The sequence below is a fragment of the Bradyrhizobium sp. MOS001 genome (assembly GCF_004634465.1).
Classification (GTDB): Bacteria; Pseudomonadota; Alphaproteobacteria; order Rhizobiales; family Xanthobacteraceae; genus Bradyrhizobium; species Bradyrhizobium barranii.
In genome coordinates this window covers 1-16,706 of record NZ_SPVJ01000020.1, presented here as the reverse complement: position 1 = coordinate 16,706, position 16,706 = coordinate 1, and the positions used below count along the sequence as shown (strand labels likewise).

Below are 16,706 nucleotides of genomic sequence, written 5' to 3'. Positions count from 1 at the left end.
TGGGGTGCTCAATCGATCACACGAACAGGAAATTGCCGTGGTCGAGATTCTGGGCGTTGATGCCCTGAAGGACGATCGAGTCGGTCGCCGAGATCTGGACCACGGCGTTGGAGCCGCTCTGCGTCACCTGCAGATGGGCGTAGTCCGCGACCAGGGCTTTCGAGATCTCGATGACGTCGTGATTGGCCGCCGTCCCGGCGTGGAAGCCGATGACGCTGTCATTGCCGTGGTCGTAGACGACCGTGGTCGATCCGGGTGATATCTGGAACTGATCGTTGTTCGCAGATCCCTGGAGCGTCTGTCCTGCCGTCACGGCCGTGACCTTGTGAGTCCCGTCGGCATTCTGCATGTCGATCTTGACCAGTGTGCCGCTGGCGTCGCGACTGTCGTGTTCGATGGCGCCGGGCTTGCCGGACACGGAGAAGATGAACACGTCGGAGCTGCCGTCGGCGTATTTGATCGTCTCCTGCGTCTTCGTGCCGGCGCTGTCGTAGTTGTCCGTCACCTTGCTGCCGTCGCTGTTTAGGACCTGCTTGAAGTCGAACGAGCCGTCGGCATGGAGACGGGTGTCCGAAAGCACGGTGCCGGCCGCGTCGGTATGCTGATATTCGGTGACATAGCTCTTCCCCGCAATGTTGAAGAACGAGTTGTCGTGCGTGCCGTCTGCATTGGTGACGTAGCTGGCCGTCTTGACGCCGGACGAGTAGACGGTCGAGGAGGTGGAGCCGTCCGTATTGTAGACGGTGTCGTTGGTGAGGTTGCCGCTGGAGTCGAACAGCTTGGCTTCCTTCCAGCCGTCGGCGTGGACCACGTAGATCGACGTCGGATTGTCGCCGGAGTAGTTGGTGGTCGTCGTGTCGCCGTTGGCGGCTTTCTGGATTGCCTGCGTCGTTGCGCCCGACGTGTTGTAGTTGAGCGTGAGACTCGATCCGTCGGTGTGGGCCTGCACCTCGTTCAGCTTGTGGCCTGCGCTGTCGTAGACGTCGGTGACCTTGGTTCCGTCGCTGCCGACGTTCTGCTGATAGTCGAGCGATCCGTCCGCGTGGTAGCGGATGTCCTTGGTCACGACGCCGCTGGCGTTGGCGTGCTGGAACTCGGTGACATAGCTCTTGCCGGTGATGTTGTAGGTGGTCGTATCGTGGCTTCCGTCCGCGTTGGTGACGTACTGAGCCGTCCTGACGCCGGCGGCATAGACCAGGTTCGACGAGGATCCGTCGGTCGCGGCGGTCATGTCGCTTGCCAGCCGGCCGGCCGAATCGTACAGCTTCGTCTCTTTCGATCCGTCGGCGTTGATGATGTAGACGGACGCCAGCAGCGTTCCGTTGTAGTTGGTCGTCGTCGTGGCGCCGTTGCTGTTCTGCACGATCTCCTGGAGCAGCGCTCCCGACGTATTGTATTTGTCGGTGATGGTTGCCGCAGTCGACCACTTGATTGCCGTCGTCTTGTGGCCGGTCGAGTCGTAGAGGGTCGTCAGCTTGCTGCCGTCGGAATTGACCACCTGGCTGTAGTCCAGCGTGCCGTCCGTGTGATATCGCGTGACGGATGTGACCGCGCCAGCCGCCGTGGTGTGCTGGGTCTCGGTGACGTAGGTCGTGCCCTTGATGTTGTAGGTGGAAGTGTCGTGAGAGCCGTCGGCATTGGTGATGTAGAGCTTTGACTTCACGCCTGACGCATAGACGGTGCTCGACGAGGAGCCGTTGGTGTTGATGACGGTGTCGCTGGTGAGCACGCCTGTGGAGCTGTAGAGCTTCGTCTCCTTCGAGCCGTCGGCATTGAGGATGTAGACGGATGCGAGCAGCGCGCCGTTGTAGTTGGTCGTCGTCACCGCGCCGTTGCTGTTCTGAACGATTTCCTGGAGCAGCGTCCCAGACGTGTTGTATTTGTCGGTGACGGTCGCCGTCGCCGACCATTTGATGGCCGTCGTCTTGTGACCGGTCGAGTCGTAGAGGGTCGTCAGTTTGCTGCCGTCGGAATTGACCACCTGGCTGTAGTCCAGCGTGCCGTCCGTGTGATATCGCGTGACGGATGTGACCGCGCCAGCCGCCGTGGTGTGCTGGGTCTCGGTGACGTAGGTCGTGCCCTTGATGTTGTAGGTGGTCGAGTCGTGAGAGCCATCGGCATTGGTGATGTATAATTTGGACTTCACGCCCGATGCATAGACGGTGGTCGAGGTGGAGCCGTTGGTGTTGATGATGGTGTCGCTGGTAAGCGCACCGGTAGAGCTGTAGAGCTTCGTCTCCTTCGAGCCGTCGGCATTGACGATGTAGACGGATGCAAGCAACGCGCCGTTGTAGTTGGTCGTGCTCACCGCCCCGTTGCTGCTCTGAACGATCTCCTGGAGCAGCGTTCCCGACGCATTGTACTTGTCGGTGATTGTCGACGCAGGGGTCCACTTGATGACGGTCGTCTTGTGGCCGGTGGCATCATACAGCGTCGTGACCTTGCTGCTGCCGTCGGCGGCGATCGTCTGGCTATAATCCAGGGTGCCGTCCGTGTGATAACGGATGACCGACGTGACCTTGCCGGCGGCCGTGGTGTGCTGCGTCTCGGTGACGTAGGAAGCGCCCTTGATGTTGTACGTGGTCGTGTCGTGTGACCCGTCGGCGTTGGTGATATACATCTTCGTCTTGACGCCGGCAGAATAGACGGTGCTCGAAGACGATCCGTCTTTGTTGACGATGGTATCGCTGATCAGGCCGCCCACGCCGAACTTCTTCGTTTCCTCGGAGCCATTGGCTTTGACGATGACTTCCTGGGTGGCAACGCCGGCTGTGTAGTTGACGGTATCGGTCGATCCATCCGCGTTGACCGTCACCTTGCTGGAGATGAGGCCATTGCTGAAGTTCGAGGTGATGGTCGAGACCAGGCTGCCGGACGAGTTAAATACCTTCGTCAGGCTCCAGGTGGTGCTCGACGTCGTCACCGAGAACGAATAACCGCCCTGGATCGCAGCAAGCGCCTTACCATAGTGCGAGATGATGTAGTCCATCGTCGCTTCGGACGCGGCGGGAAGGACGTGCGTATCCGTGAGCGTGATCGTCTTCAGCGTCGTCGAATCGTTCAGGTCCGACAATTGCGCGACGATGTCAGCTGCCGTATCGCTGACATTGACCACGGCTTCGGGAGGTGACCCAGCCCGGGCCGGTGCGTCGATCTCGATGATCAGCGGATGATCGCTGAGCGGGAGCACGATCTGGCTGACGTCGGTGTAGGTCGCGATCGGCGACGTGCCGCTCATCGGGTCGTAGACGACGACCGAATGATGAACGCCACCGAGGTTCACGGTGACCTGCGTGGTGGCAACCGCGATCTCGCTGTCGGTGGCATCGTCCCAGATCTTCGGCTCGGCCCAGACGACGAGGTCATAGGCACCGTTGCTCTTGGCGAGCACCATGCTATTGCCCGAAGCCGGCATGCCGGAAAGACTGTAGCCGAGCTGTGCCGTCGGGGTGCTGCCGCCGGTACCGTCATCCGCGAGAATGGTCGTCAGGTTGTGGATCGCGGTTGCGGCGAGTTTCGGCGTACCGTCGGCATTGAACAGGCCCATCTGGGAGCCGGCGTCCGTGCCATGATCGAGGAGCTCGTAGAGATAGGTGGTGGTCACGCCGTCCTTGAAAGCGTCCGCCAATGTGTTGAGGATCGACTTGGCTTGGACGGTCTGGTCGACGCCGAGATATTGTGTGCTGCTGAGCGTGGTGTAGCCGGTCTCGGTGATCACGGTCGGCTTGCCCGAGACGACCGATTCGGCGTCGCTGATATGCGTCGCCAGCGCCGCAGCCGGGTTCGTGGACGTCGCCGCATAGGCGTGGGAATTTGCGTAGTCGGAGTAGGAGGACAGATTTCCAAGTTTGGCGTAGTCGTTGGTGTCGGTATAGCCGAGCGAGAGATTGTAGACCGAAACCCCCGACAGCGTCGCGTCGCCCTTGATCGCCGTGTAGAGCGCCATCTGGAACTGTGCGGCGGCCGAGACGTCGGAACTTCCGTTGTACGAGAAGGGCTGCATGTTGGCTTCGTTCAGGCCTTCCACGGCAATCAGGCTTCCGGGATGCGCCTTCACGAAGCTGTCGAGTTGCGTGAGATATTGCGCGAGGCCGCTGGAACCGGCCGCGGGCAGGCTCGACGAGACGATCAGATCGAACTTGTACCCGTCTGCTGCGAGCCCATTCATGATGGGCTGGCTGTTCGGTGACAACGCGATCGCATCGCGCAGCTTGGTCACGCCGAGATATTTGAGATCATCCTGCATAAGGGCGAGGTTGGTGTAGTTCCCCCACGAATATGCGACATGCGTGTTGACGCCGATGGATCCGGTAAAGGAACTCGCCGAATGAAGGGTCTGGTCGACAGGAGACGCGGTCATCTGTTGCTCTGCATGTGAGTTCAATTGCGTCGAGCAGTAGCCCCGACGTTTGTGTTTCAGGTTTTTTATTCAGGTAAAAGTCGACACATCGCGATCTCTGCTCGCGATGCGTTTCGTCGACTCGTTCGAGCGAGTGATTAACCGCTATCGATGTCAGCCGTGTGCGTGAACGATGTCACCACAGAGGCGCGATGCTGTTCCCTGCAACGTTTGTTGTGCAGGTTGCATGCGGCGTAGGCAAACTACGCGACGCACTCGGGAAAATGCGGGAAGTTCCGAACGCATTGCGTGAAAAAAATTAGCGGGTTGCAAACCAGCGTCACACACTTCGCAAACCCCGATCGGCGATCGACAAGCGATCGTCAATCGCCTGTCATATCTATGGCCGGCTGGCGACGACGTTTTCGAACAGGGTGCGGTACTCTTCGACGACACTCGCGAAGGTATATTGGATCGATTGTAGCGACAGTTGCTTAACCATCGCTGCGATTTCGTGCGGCTTCGACAGGAGTTGCCGAATGCTGGCGGCGAGGGATTCCGGATCGGGTTCCGTGAGCCAACCCTTCGCGCCGTGTGCGACGGCCTCGGGGATGCCGCCAAACCTGGTTCCGAGGAATGGCTTGCCGGCGGCTCGCGCGTCGGCAACCACGATCGGGCCGGGCTCCTCCCAGATCGGCGGAATGACGACGACGTCGATCTGCTCGTAGAATTTTTCCGGCGCGATGAAGCCGAGGAACTCGAGCGTTGCACGTGGCGCGAGATTTTGAAGCTCCTGCTTCAATTCGTCGCTGGCATATCCGGCGATGACGAGCCGGACTGAGCTCGGCGGCAACAGACTCACGGCCTTGACCAGGTTGTAGATGCCTTTCTCCTCGGTCAATCTGCCGATGAAGCCGAGCCTCAGTGTATTCGAGGGAGGAGTAGCGGACGGGGCAATCGGTTGGAGTGCCGATGCATGCCGAATGACCTTCCGCGTCGTGTTCGAGAACAGCCCGAGCTCGGTGTGGATGTCGAGGATCCGCTGGCTCACGCCGACAACGGCGCTCAATTGGCTGGTCGCGCTGCGACGGCTGATCGTCAACAATTTGCAGCTGAAGCAGGTGTGCTTGCATGCCCGGCCGTTGGAGAAGCGCGAGCACCTTGGGCAGGTCAGATAATAGTCGTGCAGGGTGTGGACGATCGGGATGCGCCGGTCGAAAGCCGCCTTCCAGACTGCCGTCGTCAGACCCGATAGGTTATTGGAATGCAGCAGGTCCGGCTTGAAGGCATCGATGCGCGCGCCGACGACATCAGCCGTTCGCTGCCAGTCCTCGATGGCGTGCCAGATGCCGCGCGCAGGAGCGCTGCGCTGTTCGGTAAACGGCAGATAAATATTTCTGCTCTGCGCAGAGTAGACGTCGACGTCGTTGTATCGCTCGGCCTTCTGGTCCGGCACGGAGGCGGCGCGAACCACCTCGATCGTGTCACCACGAGCGACGAGGCTCTCGACCAATCGCCGGACGAATATTTCGGCGCCGCCGACGACTTTCGGCGCCCCGGGCGTCGGATAAAGCGATGAGGTGACGAGGACCTTCATTAAGAATGTGTCTCAATATCCATTGTGGCATTGGCGCCGCAGCTTTTCGCCCGCTATTCTTGTGAAGAGGTCCCGGACTTGCCGGTGTACATCTCCAGGTATTGCCGCGTAATCGTTTCGGGGGTGAATTTCTCCGCAAAATCCGGTCGGGCCGGCGAATTCTTTTTCCATCGATCCGCCTGACGAATTGCCTCCTGCATCAGCTCGGCGAGCCGCCGATGGTCGTGCGGCTCATACTTCCCAACAAGATTAGAAAACTCCGATATCTCCGGTATTCCACCTGCTGTGGAACAAATTGTGGCCTTGCCTGCCCCGATCCCCTCAATAAGCGTCCGCGGCAGCGGCTCCGGCCAGACGGAGCTGATAAGGCAGACGTCTACGCTGGCGTAGAAGTCCGCGGATTTGGTGAAGCCCAGCCATTGCACGCGATCGTTTCGGCACGCTGACTTCAGATCCCGCACATAGGCTTCAAGGCCTCTGCCGGCTATCTTGAGCTGCCAGCCGGCGTCAGGAAGCAGCTCCGCTGCCCTGAGGACGACATCTATGCCTTTTTCGGGCTCCAGGCGTCCGATGAAGCCGAAGACCAGGTCGTCGCCGGCAGGCCCAGACGCCGCCGCAAGGTTGGTCGTGTCGGCGATATTGAAGATGACGCGGCGAGGGATGTCCGTGAAGTAGCCGGGCGCGAGATGACGCTCCAGCACGAACTGGCTGTTGGACGTCACCGCGTCGACCATGCGCGAAGCGCGGCGATATGGCGCGGTCATGGTTGCGCAGGCCGCGCAGCGCTGCATGCATGTCGCGCCCGCCCGAAAGAGCGTCGACCGTTTGCAGATCAGCGAATAGTCACGCAAGGTGTGCACGATTCTGATGTTGCGACGTTTGGCTTCTGACCACAGCGAGGCGGAGAAGCCCGTCAGGTTATTTGTGTGAACGACATCGGGCTTTTCGATGTCGAGAATCTCGGCGAAGCGGGCCGCCGCCTTGCGATTCCAGGTGTCCCGCAAATGCCATTTGAGCCGCTGCATTGACGAGGGCTTTTCGTCCCGGCCAAACGGCCAGTAGTCGTTGTCCAGCGGTACCCGGTAGACGCGCACGCCATTGCGATCGTCGACGGACCGCGCATGATCATTCTGAAGGCAGACGACCGCCACCTTCTCGCCACGCTGAGCCAGCGCCTCCGCGAGCAGTGACACCGATACTTCAGCGCCGCCGATGATTTCCGGCGGGTAGAGTGTGTTGACGATCAGAATTTTCAAGAAACGCCTCGGATCTCGCAGAGCGCGGCCGCCATGACAGCGTCAGTTAGCGGCCCGGATCTCGAAGTCGAGCGCGGCCTGCCCCTTCGCGGTGACGAGCAAAGGAGTGGTCGACAGCTCCGTCCAGGCGCCGGGAGCGGGACCTGCTCCTTGCTGGCATACATGGCTGACTTCGACATTCGGTTCTGCGCCTTTCAATCGTACTTCAAAACGCTTGGTCGGGCTTTCCGACCAAAGCGCCGCCTTCGTGCCCGGCCCATCCTGGCTTCGGACAAGGACCACGCCTGGAACGGGTCTGGTTTTTTCCGCTTTCAGGCTCGTACGAATGAACGCCCAGCTCTCCCGGATGGAGCATACGGCGGGCTTCGGCGAATTGTCGAAATGATAGATCCCGAAATTGTTCTCGAGCTCGGTCGGTTTGGTGCCGCTGTCCTTGAGCTCGTAGACCCAGATTCCCTTCAGCCACGGCCCGGCCGTCGATGACCACAGGATCATTTGCGCCATGTTGTCGGCCGCCAGTTGTTCGCTCACGCTGCATTTGGCGTTGCCGTTGGGCCAGCCCGTCTCGGTGAGATAGATCGGATAGTTGGGATTGTTCGTCGCGCGTGCGACACGCTGATGAAAAGCCTCCAGCCGCTCGATCGCTTCGGCCGAGGTTCGCATGGCGGGGTTCATGCAGAAATTGTAGATGTGAATCGATATTCCGTCGGCGATCGAAAGCACGCCGGTCTGCAGCAGCGCGTCGGTCCATTTCCAGCCGTGATCGTCGCCGAGCGCGCCGACGACGAAAGGAGATGAGGGCGCCGCGTGCTTGACCGCCGGCTGCACGACCCGCGCGAGCGCCACGTAGTTCTCGACGTTGAAATCCGGGTTGCTGCGCGCGGCGATATTATACTCGTTCCACAGCTCGAAAATGGGCCGGCGGGCCGCCAGGGATTGTGCGGCGGCCGTGGCATAGCTGACGAAGCGCTGGCGAGCCTCGTCGGTGGTCGGCGGATTCGAATTCGGGACGAGATGATGGCCGAAGGCCAGAATGATCATCGGCGGACCGATATCGGCCTTGATCTGCGCATCGAGGCGGCCGAGCAGCGGATTGAAACCGAGTTGCCGGCCCGGCAGCTCGAAGTCCGACCAGGGTAGATCGTCGCGGAATGAGGTAAGACCCAATTCCTTCATCTGCTTCACGGCGGTGGCGGGCACGTAGCCTCGGCCTCCGATCGAGCCGCCGAGACCCTGATGCGTGCCGACACCAAGCAGAAGCCGCTGCCCGAGGGGCTGTGCGTTCTGCGCGTTGGCGGAAGCTGCCAAACCAATAGTAACGACCAATGTGGCAAGCAGCCATCGCAAGCTGCGCGGGTCACGTCTGTTAGGCTCGGTCACGCGTTGCTCCACATTCGCCATCGATCGGCTCGACGAACTACCTCCCCCTTATGGTTCGAATTGGGCGGATCTGCCGCCACATGGCGGCGGACGACAGATCCTTAATCAAAGGTCACTTCGCGTTCACGACCACCGAGCTGATGTTGTCCGCGTTCACGGTCGCCGCGTTCAGCGGGGCCATGAGCTTGATGAATTCGGTCGACGGCGATTCCGCCACCGAAATCACGTCGTGATCGCGCATCCTGAACGTATCCGCCTGGAACCAGCCGTCGGGCTTGCTCATGTCGAACTTGTAGACGGCAGGGACCGACTTGGTCGGGAACTGCGACACGTCGATGCCGATCTGCTGCAGCAGCGGCTTCGGCTCGAAACGGTAGACGTAGATGGACTTGGAGTCCGCACGAATGCCATCGAGGCCGCCCGCCTTCGCGATCGCTTCGGCCAGCGACATGTTGTCGTTCTCGAACGAGAAGCGGCGGTTGTTGGTGCCGCCGATCGAGCCCGGCGACGGCGTCGAACCGAACACCATGTAGACGCGAGGAATGCGGGTCAGGAAGACGACGTCGCCCGGAGCGAGCAGCACGTCCTCGCTGGGATTATGCACCACCGTGGACATCGTCTCGTTGTAGGTGCGGCCCTCGCGCTTGATCGTGATCGTGCTCTCGTAGGAGGGATATTTCGGGCCGCCGGCGCGCGCGATGGCGCCCATCAGGCGAATGCCGCCGGGGTCGACCGGAAAGCGCTGTGGCGAATTGACTTCGCCGAGCACGCTGATCTGGTTGCCGCGCTGCTCGGCCACGCTCACGACCGCCTGCGGATCGATGGCGCGGTCCTTGAGGCGCTCGCGGATGATGTTCGACACGGCGCGCGGCGTCAGCCCGGCGACCTTGATCGATCCGGCGTACGGAATATTGATGCTGCCGGACTGGTCGACTTGCTGGCGCGGAATATCGACGAAGTTGCCCGGCCGCACGCCCGCTTCGCGCGGAATGAACAGGCCGCCCGCCTGCGCTTCGTAGACGGTCACGGTGACGATATCGCCGATGCCGATCGTGACGTCGCGATAATTGCCGCCGGGGAGGCGGGAGAAGATCTTTCCAGAGGCGTCCGTGAACCCGTTGGTCGCCTGGAGGATCGCCGGATTGGCCGGCATCAGGGCGTAGGCGAGGGGCGCGGTCGGCTCGGTGACGAGCGCGGCATTGGTTTGCGTAGCGACCGCATCCGGAGAGTCCATGGGAATGAAGCTGGCGCAACCCGCCAACGACATGCCGACCGCAGCCAGCACCAGGATTCGGCTAATCCCGAAATCAAAATTCAATAGTTCGGTCTTAGCCACTGGAATTCCCTCATACTCATCTAAAATCGGAATCACCGTACAAATCCCGTGCTGCGGAGTCACTGCTACGTCTTCGACTTTATGGTAAAGCACTTGTGGCTGTGACCTTATTGCCACTTGTGAACGTGGATACACGCCGAAATCTCTGTCCAAAATTTGTGCGGAACATCCTCTTAAATAAGCAGTTCGCAAACCATACATACACGTGTCAGATCGATGTCACGATTGAGACTGCGATCGAACCAATGAGCAGCGCGCGGCGACGGACATGCAGATGCGACGGCATTGTCGCGAGATGACATCGCCATGAACTTCAAGTGTTGGATCCCGTCCTGAGTGATCCTGCGTTGTGTTTTCGTCGTCCTGCGGCGGGCATGGCGCCAGAGCGGACGTTCTCGCCGGGTCATCGGACCAATGTTTCTGCGACGGGATTCCACCTCCGTTAACGCTTAGATTTGGAAGCTGGCGTCACGCTGGCGTCCGTAAGGTCTTCCTAATCCTGATCCGGCTAGTGGTCGGCCAAACAAAAGGAAGGCGAAGACGATGTTGCACACCGGATCACTGCTGTTCGCGGCCGGCTTTCTCACCTGCGCGATGATCGTCGCATCGGCCATTGCGTGGTCGTTCTCCGATAAACGCGTGAATGACGGCGAGTTCGCGCAGGGCGATGCCCGCCGGCTGGCCTGATCAGCCGGTTGCTACGATCGCAGATTGTTCGGGAAATCGGACTGCAACTTCGCTTGCTGCCCGGATTCGCTCATCCGCATATGCACGACGTCGGCATAGACCTGACTGAGCGTGCGGTGGGTCTGTTCGATGTCGTAGAGGCGGGTGAAACGCTCATATCCGGCACGGCCGACCGCAGCCAGGTCGAGCCTGGTTGCGCGTTGAAAACCTTCAACCAGCTTTTCGGCCGAGACTTCGTCGCACAGCACGCCCGTCGCATTGTCTTCGACGATTTCCGGCAGGGCGCCGATGCGGAAGGCAATGATCGGCTTGGCCGCCCGCATCGCCTCGATGGCGACCAGGCCAAACGCCTCCCAGCGCGAGGGAATCGCGACCATGTCGGCTTGGTCGAGCTCGGCCTCGATCTGGTTGCGGTTCATCCAGCCCAGAAAGGAGACGTTGGCGGGCAGATCGCTTCTGCGGAATTTGCTGACGACCGAGGCGCCGATCAGGCGTACGTCGAGCTTGTCTCCGAGTGCGCGCGCCGCCTCGATCAGGAGATCGTAGCCCTTCTGACGGTCGAGGCGCCCGATGAAGAGAACCTTGATCTTCTCCGACCGCCATTGCGCTGCGCCCTTGTCGAGCGCAGGACGCTGCTTGGAAATCCCGTTGTGCACAAGAACCAGGCGATTCGCCGCGATTCCGACCTGCTTGGCGTCGGCCTGCTCGCTTTCCGAGATGCAGACGATGCGATGGGTGAATTTCGACAGCACCAGCTCGGTGAACTTCGTCACCTCGCGGCTGAGGCGGCCGGTTTCGCGGCCGAAGGCCCAGCCGTGCGGGCAATAGACGATGCGCGAGCGCCGATAGGTGAGCCAGAGCACCGGGCGCACCACGAGCCCGGCGAAGGACGAGTGCAGGTGGATGACGTCAGGACGAAGCTGCCGGACCGCGCGCATGGTTGCAAACAGCATGCGAAACAGGCCGACCGCGTTGCGTCCGTCGCGCGGAAACGTGGTGACCGCGTCGTCCTCGATGTTCACCAGGTCGCTGCGATGGTCGGAGGGAACGACATAGTTGACGTTGCCGGGGCCGAAGCTCGCGCTCTGGTGCGGATGCAGCTCGTTGAGGTAGGTCGCGATGCCGCCACGGACCGTTTCGGCGACATGCAGAATCTTCAGGCCGCTGGACAACGGTCATTCCTTCCTTGTCTTGAAGGCGCCAGATACTGGAGACGCCGGATCTTGCAGGCGCACGTCTAACCTCGCTAAGCAGCAATAATCGGGCCGCGTCATTGTTTCGCACGGTCGGATGTGGATCGGGATGCCGGCTTGGCGAGGAATTCGAGCATCGCTGCGGCGGACTTGGCCCAGGAATATGTCATAAGGCGCTGCCGCTGCTTCTCCTGTTCCACCGGTGAGATCCTGCCGAGTTCAATTCTTTCGCGCATCCGCGCCGACAGCTCGTCCGCGTCGAGCGGATCGAAATAGACGGCGGCATCGTTGCAGGTCTCGCGCACGGCATCGGCGGAACTCGCGATCACCGGACAGGCGAAGAACATCGCCTCAAGGGGAGGCACGCCGAATCCCTCATAAAGGCTCGGAAACACGAACGCGGCGGCCTGGGAGAACAGCGCGGCAATCTCCTCGTCCTTCAGGCGCCCGGCGATGACAACGCCGGACCTCGATTCCGTGGCCGCGCCTCCGAACACTTTGCTGTTATCGCCTCCGACCACGACCAGCGGAAAGTCGGCGCGGCCAAGCTGCTCGGCGGCGCGAATGGCCGTATCGACATTCTTGTTCTTCGTCATCGAGCCGACGAAGAGGAAGAATTGATGGGGCGCAAGACGCAGCTTGTCGATGATCGAGAAGTCGGGCGCGACGGTCGCGAAATGTTCCGCGCTGTTCGCAATGACGGGGATCGAAGCCGGATCCAGCGACAGCACCTCGGCAAGTTCGTTGCGTGAAAACGCCGAAACTGTTGCGATCGTTGCCGTGCGCGCCAGCAGATGGCCGAGCGTCCGGTGCAGGGCGAGGTAGCGCCAGCTGAAGAAGTCCGGCCGCCGGAAAACCTGCGCGTCGTGAATCACGACGAGATGGTCGCGGTGGAGTACGGGGCCGGAATTGGCGAGACTGACGAGACGGGTGCCGGCCGCGGCGCGCGCCAGATCGATCTGGTCCCACGCGTGCCCCTGCAAAGATCCGATCTGCTTGATGGCGATGCGGCGAAGACCTGGAAGCGTCTGCGCATTCGGCGGCGCAAGGATTTGCCACTCTGCATCCAGCAGTTGTTGCGGAGCCTCTCCGCTCGCGAGCAAGCGGTCCATCGCCTTGACGATCTCGGCGGCGTAGCGCTGCACGCCCGTGAGCGATTGTGACAGGAACCTGCCGTTGATGGAGAGTTTCAAAGTCGATCTTTTTCTTTGCGGGTTCTTGCGCGAACAATGCCCGAAGACTGAGCATCAGGCGCCGAATATACGTCCTATGACGTCTAGCACATGTGGCGCTATCGTCCGAGCATCCTTGCAGGCGGATAGCATGCGATGGTGCATGACGCCATCATGTTTCCTACACATTTCGATGCGCTTACATGGGCGGACTGATTTGATGATTGTCGTGACTGTCCAAACCTTGCCTCTCATGTCCTGGTCTGGCAATGCTCCGCGGAATGAACGAGATGACAACTTTGCGGCCAGTGATCGTTACCGGTGCTGCCGGCTTTATCGGAATGCATGTTTGTGAACGGCTGTTGGCACGTGGCGAGCAGGTCGTCGGCATCGATGCAATCACTCCGTATTACGATCCCGCGCTGAAGCGTGCGCGTCTCGCAACGCTCGAACACCATCCAGGGTTCAAATTCCACAAGATCGATCTCGCAGACTTCGCCGCCGTGACGCGCGTCTTCGACGAGGTCTCGCCCGATCGCGTCGTGCATCTGGCGGCGCAGCCCGGCGTGCGCGCGTCGATCGACGATCCCATCACCAGCATCCGGGCCAATTGTGACGGCTTTGTCACCGTGCTCGAAGCCGGCCGGCGCCATGGTCTGGCGCATCTCGTCTACGCCTCGTCGAGTTCGGTGTATGGCGCCAACCGCACCTTGCCGTATTCGACCGAGCATTCGGTGAACCATCCGGTCAGCCTTTACGCCGCAAGCAAGAAAGCCAACGAGCTGATGGCGCATACCTTTGCGCATGTTCACAAGCTGCCGGTGACCGGGCTTCGCTTCTTCACCGTCTACGGCCCGTGGGGCCGGCCCGACATGGCCGCCTATCTGTTCACGCGCGCGATCTTCGCGAATGAGCCGATCAGGATTTTCAATAAAGGCGACATGTGGCGCGACTTCACCTATGTCGACGACATCGTCGAAGGGGTGATCCGCACCCTCGATCGGCCCGCGGCGCCGAATCCCGCGTGGAATGCGGAGCGGCCGGAAAATTCGTCGAGCTATGCGCCGTATCGCGTCTACAACATCGGCAACAACAGGTCGGTCAACCTGATGGAGTTCGTCGAGACGCTCGAGAAGATCATCGGCAAGCCGGCGATCCGCCAGCTGTTGCCGATGCAGGCCGGCGACGTCCTGGAGACGCGCGCCGACATTTCCGCGCTCCAGCGCGACGTCGGCTTCTCGCCGTCCACGTCGATCGCGGATGGCCTCGGCCGCTTCGTCGAATGGTATCGGAAGTACCACGGCGTCTGATCCCGCGGGCGACGGCACCTGCGTGTCGCCCGGGAATGCCGACTCTTAAGCCGGTTCTTGCGCTGGTTCTTGCGCTGGTTCTTGCGCTTTTGACCGCCGGCGGCCTTGTCAGCGGGCGCGAACGGTGGTTATCCCGTCCCTCTGAACCTCTTTGACCCCGAACCAGGCGCGGGCCCATGGCTGAGCGGATCGCTCTCATCACCGGCGTGACCGGTCAGGACGGCGCCTATCTCGCCGAATATTTGCTGTCGCTCGGCTATGTCGTGCACGGCGTCAAGCGGCGCTCGTCCTCGTTCAACACCGCGCGCGTCGATCACCTCTATCAGGACCCGCATGTCGGCAACGTGCCGTTCCTGATGCACTATGGCGACATGACGGATTCGACCAATCTGATCCGCCTGGTGCAGCAGATCCGGCCGACCGAGATCTACAATCTCGCAGCTCAAAGCCACGTCGCCGTCAGCTTCGAGAGCCCGGAATACACCGCCAACGCCGACGCCATCGGCGTGCTGCGCCTGCTGGAAGCGATCCGCATCCTCGGCATGGAGAAGGAGACGCGGTTCTACCAGGCCTCGACCTCCGAGCTCTACGGCCTGGTGCAGGAGATCCCGCAGAAGGAGACGACGCCGTTCTATCCGCGCTCGCCCTATGGCGTTGCAAAACTCTACGGCTACTGGATCACGGTGAACTACCGCGAAGCCTACGGCATGTTCGCCAGCAACGGCATCCTATTCAACCATGAGAGCCCGATCCGCGGCGAGACCTTTGTGACCCGCAAGATCACCCGCGGCGTCGCCCGTATCGAGGTCGGGCTGGAACAGACGCTCTATCTCGGCAATCTCGAAGCCAAGCGCGACTGGGGCCATGCCCGCGACTATGTCGAGGGCATGCACAGGATCCTGCAGGCCGACAAGCCCGATGACTTCGTGCTCGCCACCGGCGAGATGCGCTCGGTGCGCGAGATGGTCGAGCTGTCCTTTGCCCATGTCGGCCGCCGCATCGCATGGCGCGGCAAGGGCGTCGAGGAGACCGGCGTCGACGAGACGAGCGGCAAGACGATGGTGAAGATCGATCCGACCTATTTCCGTCCGACCGAGGTCGATCTCCTCGTCGGCGACGCCAGCAAGGCGCGCGAGGTGCTCGGCTGGACGCCGAAGCGCAGCTTTGCCCAGCTCGTCGAGGAGATGATGGCGAGCGACCTGGCGGAGGCAAAACGGGATGCGGCCAGTGGCAAACGCACCGTTTGAGCTGAGGGGCAAAACCGTCTATGTCGCCGGCCATCGCGGCATGGTCGGAGCCGCGCTGGTGCGCCGGCTGGCGCGGGAGGACGTGCGGCTCGTCACGGTCGACCGGCGCGAGGTCGATCTCTGCAACCAGGCTGCCGTGTTCGACTGGTTCGCGAAAGCGCGGCCGCAAGTGATCTTCCTCGCCGCGGCCAAGGTCGGCGGCATCGTCGCCAACAACACGCTGCGCGCCGAGTTCATCTACGACAACATCGCGATTGCGGCGAACGTGATCCAGGCCGCGCATCTCAACGGCGCCGAGAAGCTGATGTTTCTGGGCTCGTCCTGCATCTATCCGAAGCTGGCGCCGCAGCCGCTGCGCGAGGACTCTGTGCTATCAGGTCCGCTGGAGCCGACCAACGAACCCTATGCGATTGCCAAGATCGCCGGCATCAAGATGGCGGAGGCCTATCGCAGCCAGTATGGCAGCGACTTCATCAGCGTGATGCCGACCAATCTGTACGGCCCCGGCGATAATTATCACCCCGAATTGAGCCACGTCGTCGCCGCGCTGATCCGCCGCTTCCACGAGGCGAAAGTCGCAGGCGCGAAGAGCGTCATCGTGTGGGGCACCGGCACGCCCCGGCGCGAATTCCTCTATGTCGACGACATGGCGGATGCCTGCGTGCACCTGATGAAGACCTATTCGAGCGCGGAACTGGTCAACATCGGCACCGGCGAGGACATCACCATCGCCGAGTTCGCCCGCGTCGTGGCCGACATCGTCGGCTACGGCGGCGAGATCAGCTTCGACACCTCGCGTCCCGACGGCACACCGCGCAAGCTGCTCGACGTCAGCCGGCTGGCCAAGCTCGGCTGGCGCGCGACGACCTCGCTCGAGGACGGTGTGAGACGCGCTTACGCGGCGTATCTCTCGCATACGTAGAATGCAACCAATGCATGTCGCGTATTCAGGAGATGACCGCAACGCCTGTCACGCGCGGCGGTTAAGGTTTATTCGGTTCGCGAAGCAACCTGCCCTAATGTTGGGCGTGCGGCCGGATACAGAAATGGTCTAGGGTGTTCAGTGGAACATCCGTCTTCAACGGAAAGAGTTTTTCATGCGAATCGCGATGATCGGAACGGGCTATGTGGGACTGGTGTCCGGAGCCTGCTTTGCGGATTTCGGTCACGACGTCACCTGCGTCGACAA

At 61.3% G+C, this 16,706-nt stretch carries 12 protein-coding genes; 5 read left to right on the top strand and 7 right to left on the bottom strand.

Annotation, left to right across the window (positions count from 1 at the left end; genetic code table 11):
• Nucleotides 1–16: 16 nt before the first annotated feature.
• The 5 genes from CT676_RS23430 to CT676_RS23410 form a co-directional block, all read right to left on the bottom strand.
• Nucleotides 17–4,360, bottom strand: a complete 4,344-nt coding sequence (locus CT676_RS23430) for an RHS repeat protein (protein WP_135215486.1) — start codon at nt 4,358–4,360, stop codon at nt 17–19.
• Between the two features lie 379 nt (nt 4,361–4,739).
• Entirely contained in the window at nt 4,740–5,936 is a 1,197-nt protein-coding gene (locus tag CT676_RS23425) for a glycosyltransferase family 4 protein (protein ID WP_135215485.1), read from the bottom strand.
• A gap of 53 nt (nt 5,937–5,989) precedes the next feature.
• Nucleotides 5,990–7,192 (bottom strand): glycosyltransferase family 4 protein, encoded by a 1,203-nt coding sequence (locus tag CT676_RS23420; protein WP_135215484.1) that lies wholly within the window; start codon nt 7,190–7,192, stop codon nt 5,990–5,992.
• 42 nt (nt 7,193–7,234) lie between these two features.
• Entirely contained in the window at nt 7,235–8,572 is a 1,338-nt protein-coding gene (locus tag CT676_RS23415) for a hypothetical protein (RefSeq protein WP_343287547.1), read from the bottom strand.
• A 112-nt stretch (nt 8,573–8,684) separates the two neighbouring features.
• The gene (locus CT676_RS23410; RefSeq protein WP_244623244.1) at nt 8,685–9,908 is read right to left on the bottom strand and encodes a polysaccharide biosynthesis/export family protein; all 1,224 of its coding nucleotides are present in this window, start codon (nt 9,906–9,908) and stop codon (nt 8,685–8,687) included.
• Nucleotides 9,909–10,451: 543 nt separating this feature from the next.
• Here CT676_RS23410 and CT676_RS44175 point away from each other — a divergent pair.
• Nucleotides 10,452–10,595: a hypothetical protein gene (locus tag CT676_RS44175; protein WP_166084269.1), complete on the top strand. Its 144-nt coding sequence runs from the start codon at nt 10,452–10,454 to the stop codon at nt 10,593–10,595.
• Between the two features lie 11 nt (nt 10,596–10,606).
• Here the strand turns inward: CT676_RS44175 and CT676_RS23405 are convergent, their stop codons facing one another.
• On the bottom strand, nt 10,607–11,767 hold the full coding sequence (locus tag CT676_RS23405; protein ID WP_135215483.1) for a glycosyltransferase: 1,161 nt from the start codon (nt 11,765–11,767) through the stop codon (nt 10,607–10,609).
• A gap of 98 nt (nt 11,768–11,865) precedes the next feature.
• On the bottom strand, nt 11,866–12,981 hold the full coding sequence (locus CT676_RS23400) for a glycosyltransferase family 1 protein (RefSeq protein ID WP_167768124.1): 1,116 nt from the start codon (nt 12,979–12,981) through the stop codon (nt 11,866–11,868).
• 269 nt (nt 12,982–13,250) lie between these two features.
• On the opposite strand from CT676_RS23400, the gene CT676_RS23395 reads away from it, so the two are divergent.
• The 4 genes from CT676_RS23395 to CT676_RS23380 form a co-directional block, all read left to right on the top strand.
• Nucleotides 13,251–14,270 carry an NAD-dependent epimerase gene (locus CT676_RS23395; protein WP_038960118.1) on the top strand — a complete coding sequence of 340 codons (1,020 nt, stop codon included), beginning with the start codon at nt 13,251–13,253 and terminating at the stop codon, nt 14,268–14,270.
• A gap of 176 nt (nt 14,271–14,446) precedes the next feature.
• A complete protein-coding gene (gmd, locus tag CT676_RS23390; protein ID WP_135215482.1) occupies nt 14,447–15,517 on the top strand; it encodes a GDP-mannose 4,6-dehydratase in 1,071 nt (356 codons plus the stop codon).
• Nucleotides 15,489–16,439, top strand: a complete 951-nt coding sequence (locus tag CT676_RS23385; protein ID WP_135215481.1) for a GDP-L-fucose synthase — start codon at nt 15,489–15,491, stop codon at nt 16,437–16,439. Before gmd ends, CT676_RS23385 begins: the two co-directional genes overlap by 29 nt.
• 175 nt (nt 16,440–16,614) lie before the next feature.
• Nucleotides 16,615–16,706 (top strand): NAD-binding protein (locus tag CT676_RS23380; RefSeq protein ID WP_135215480.1); only part of this gene is annotated, 92 nt, incomplete at its 3' end.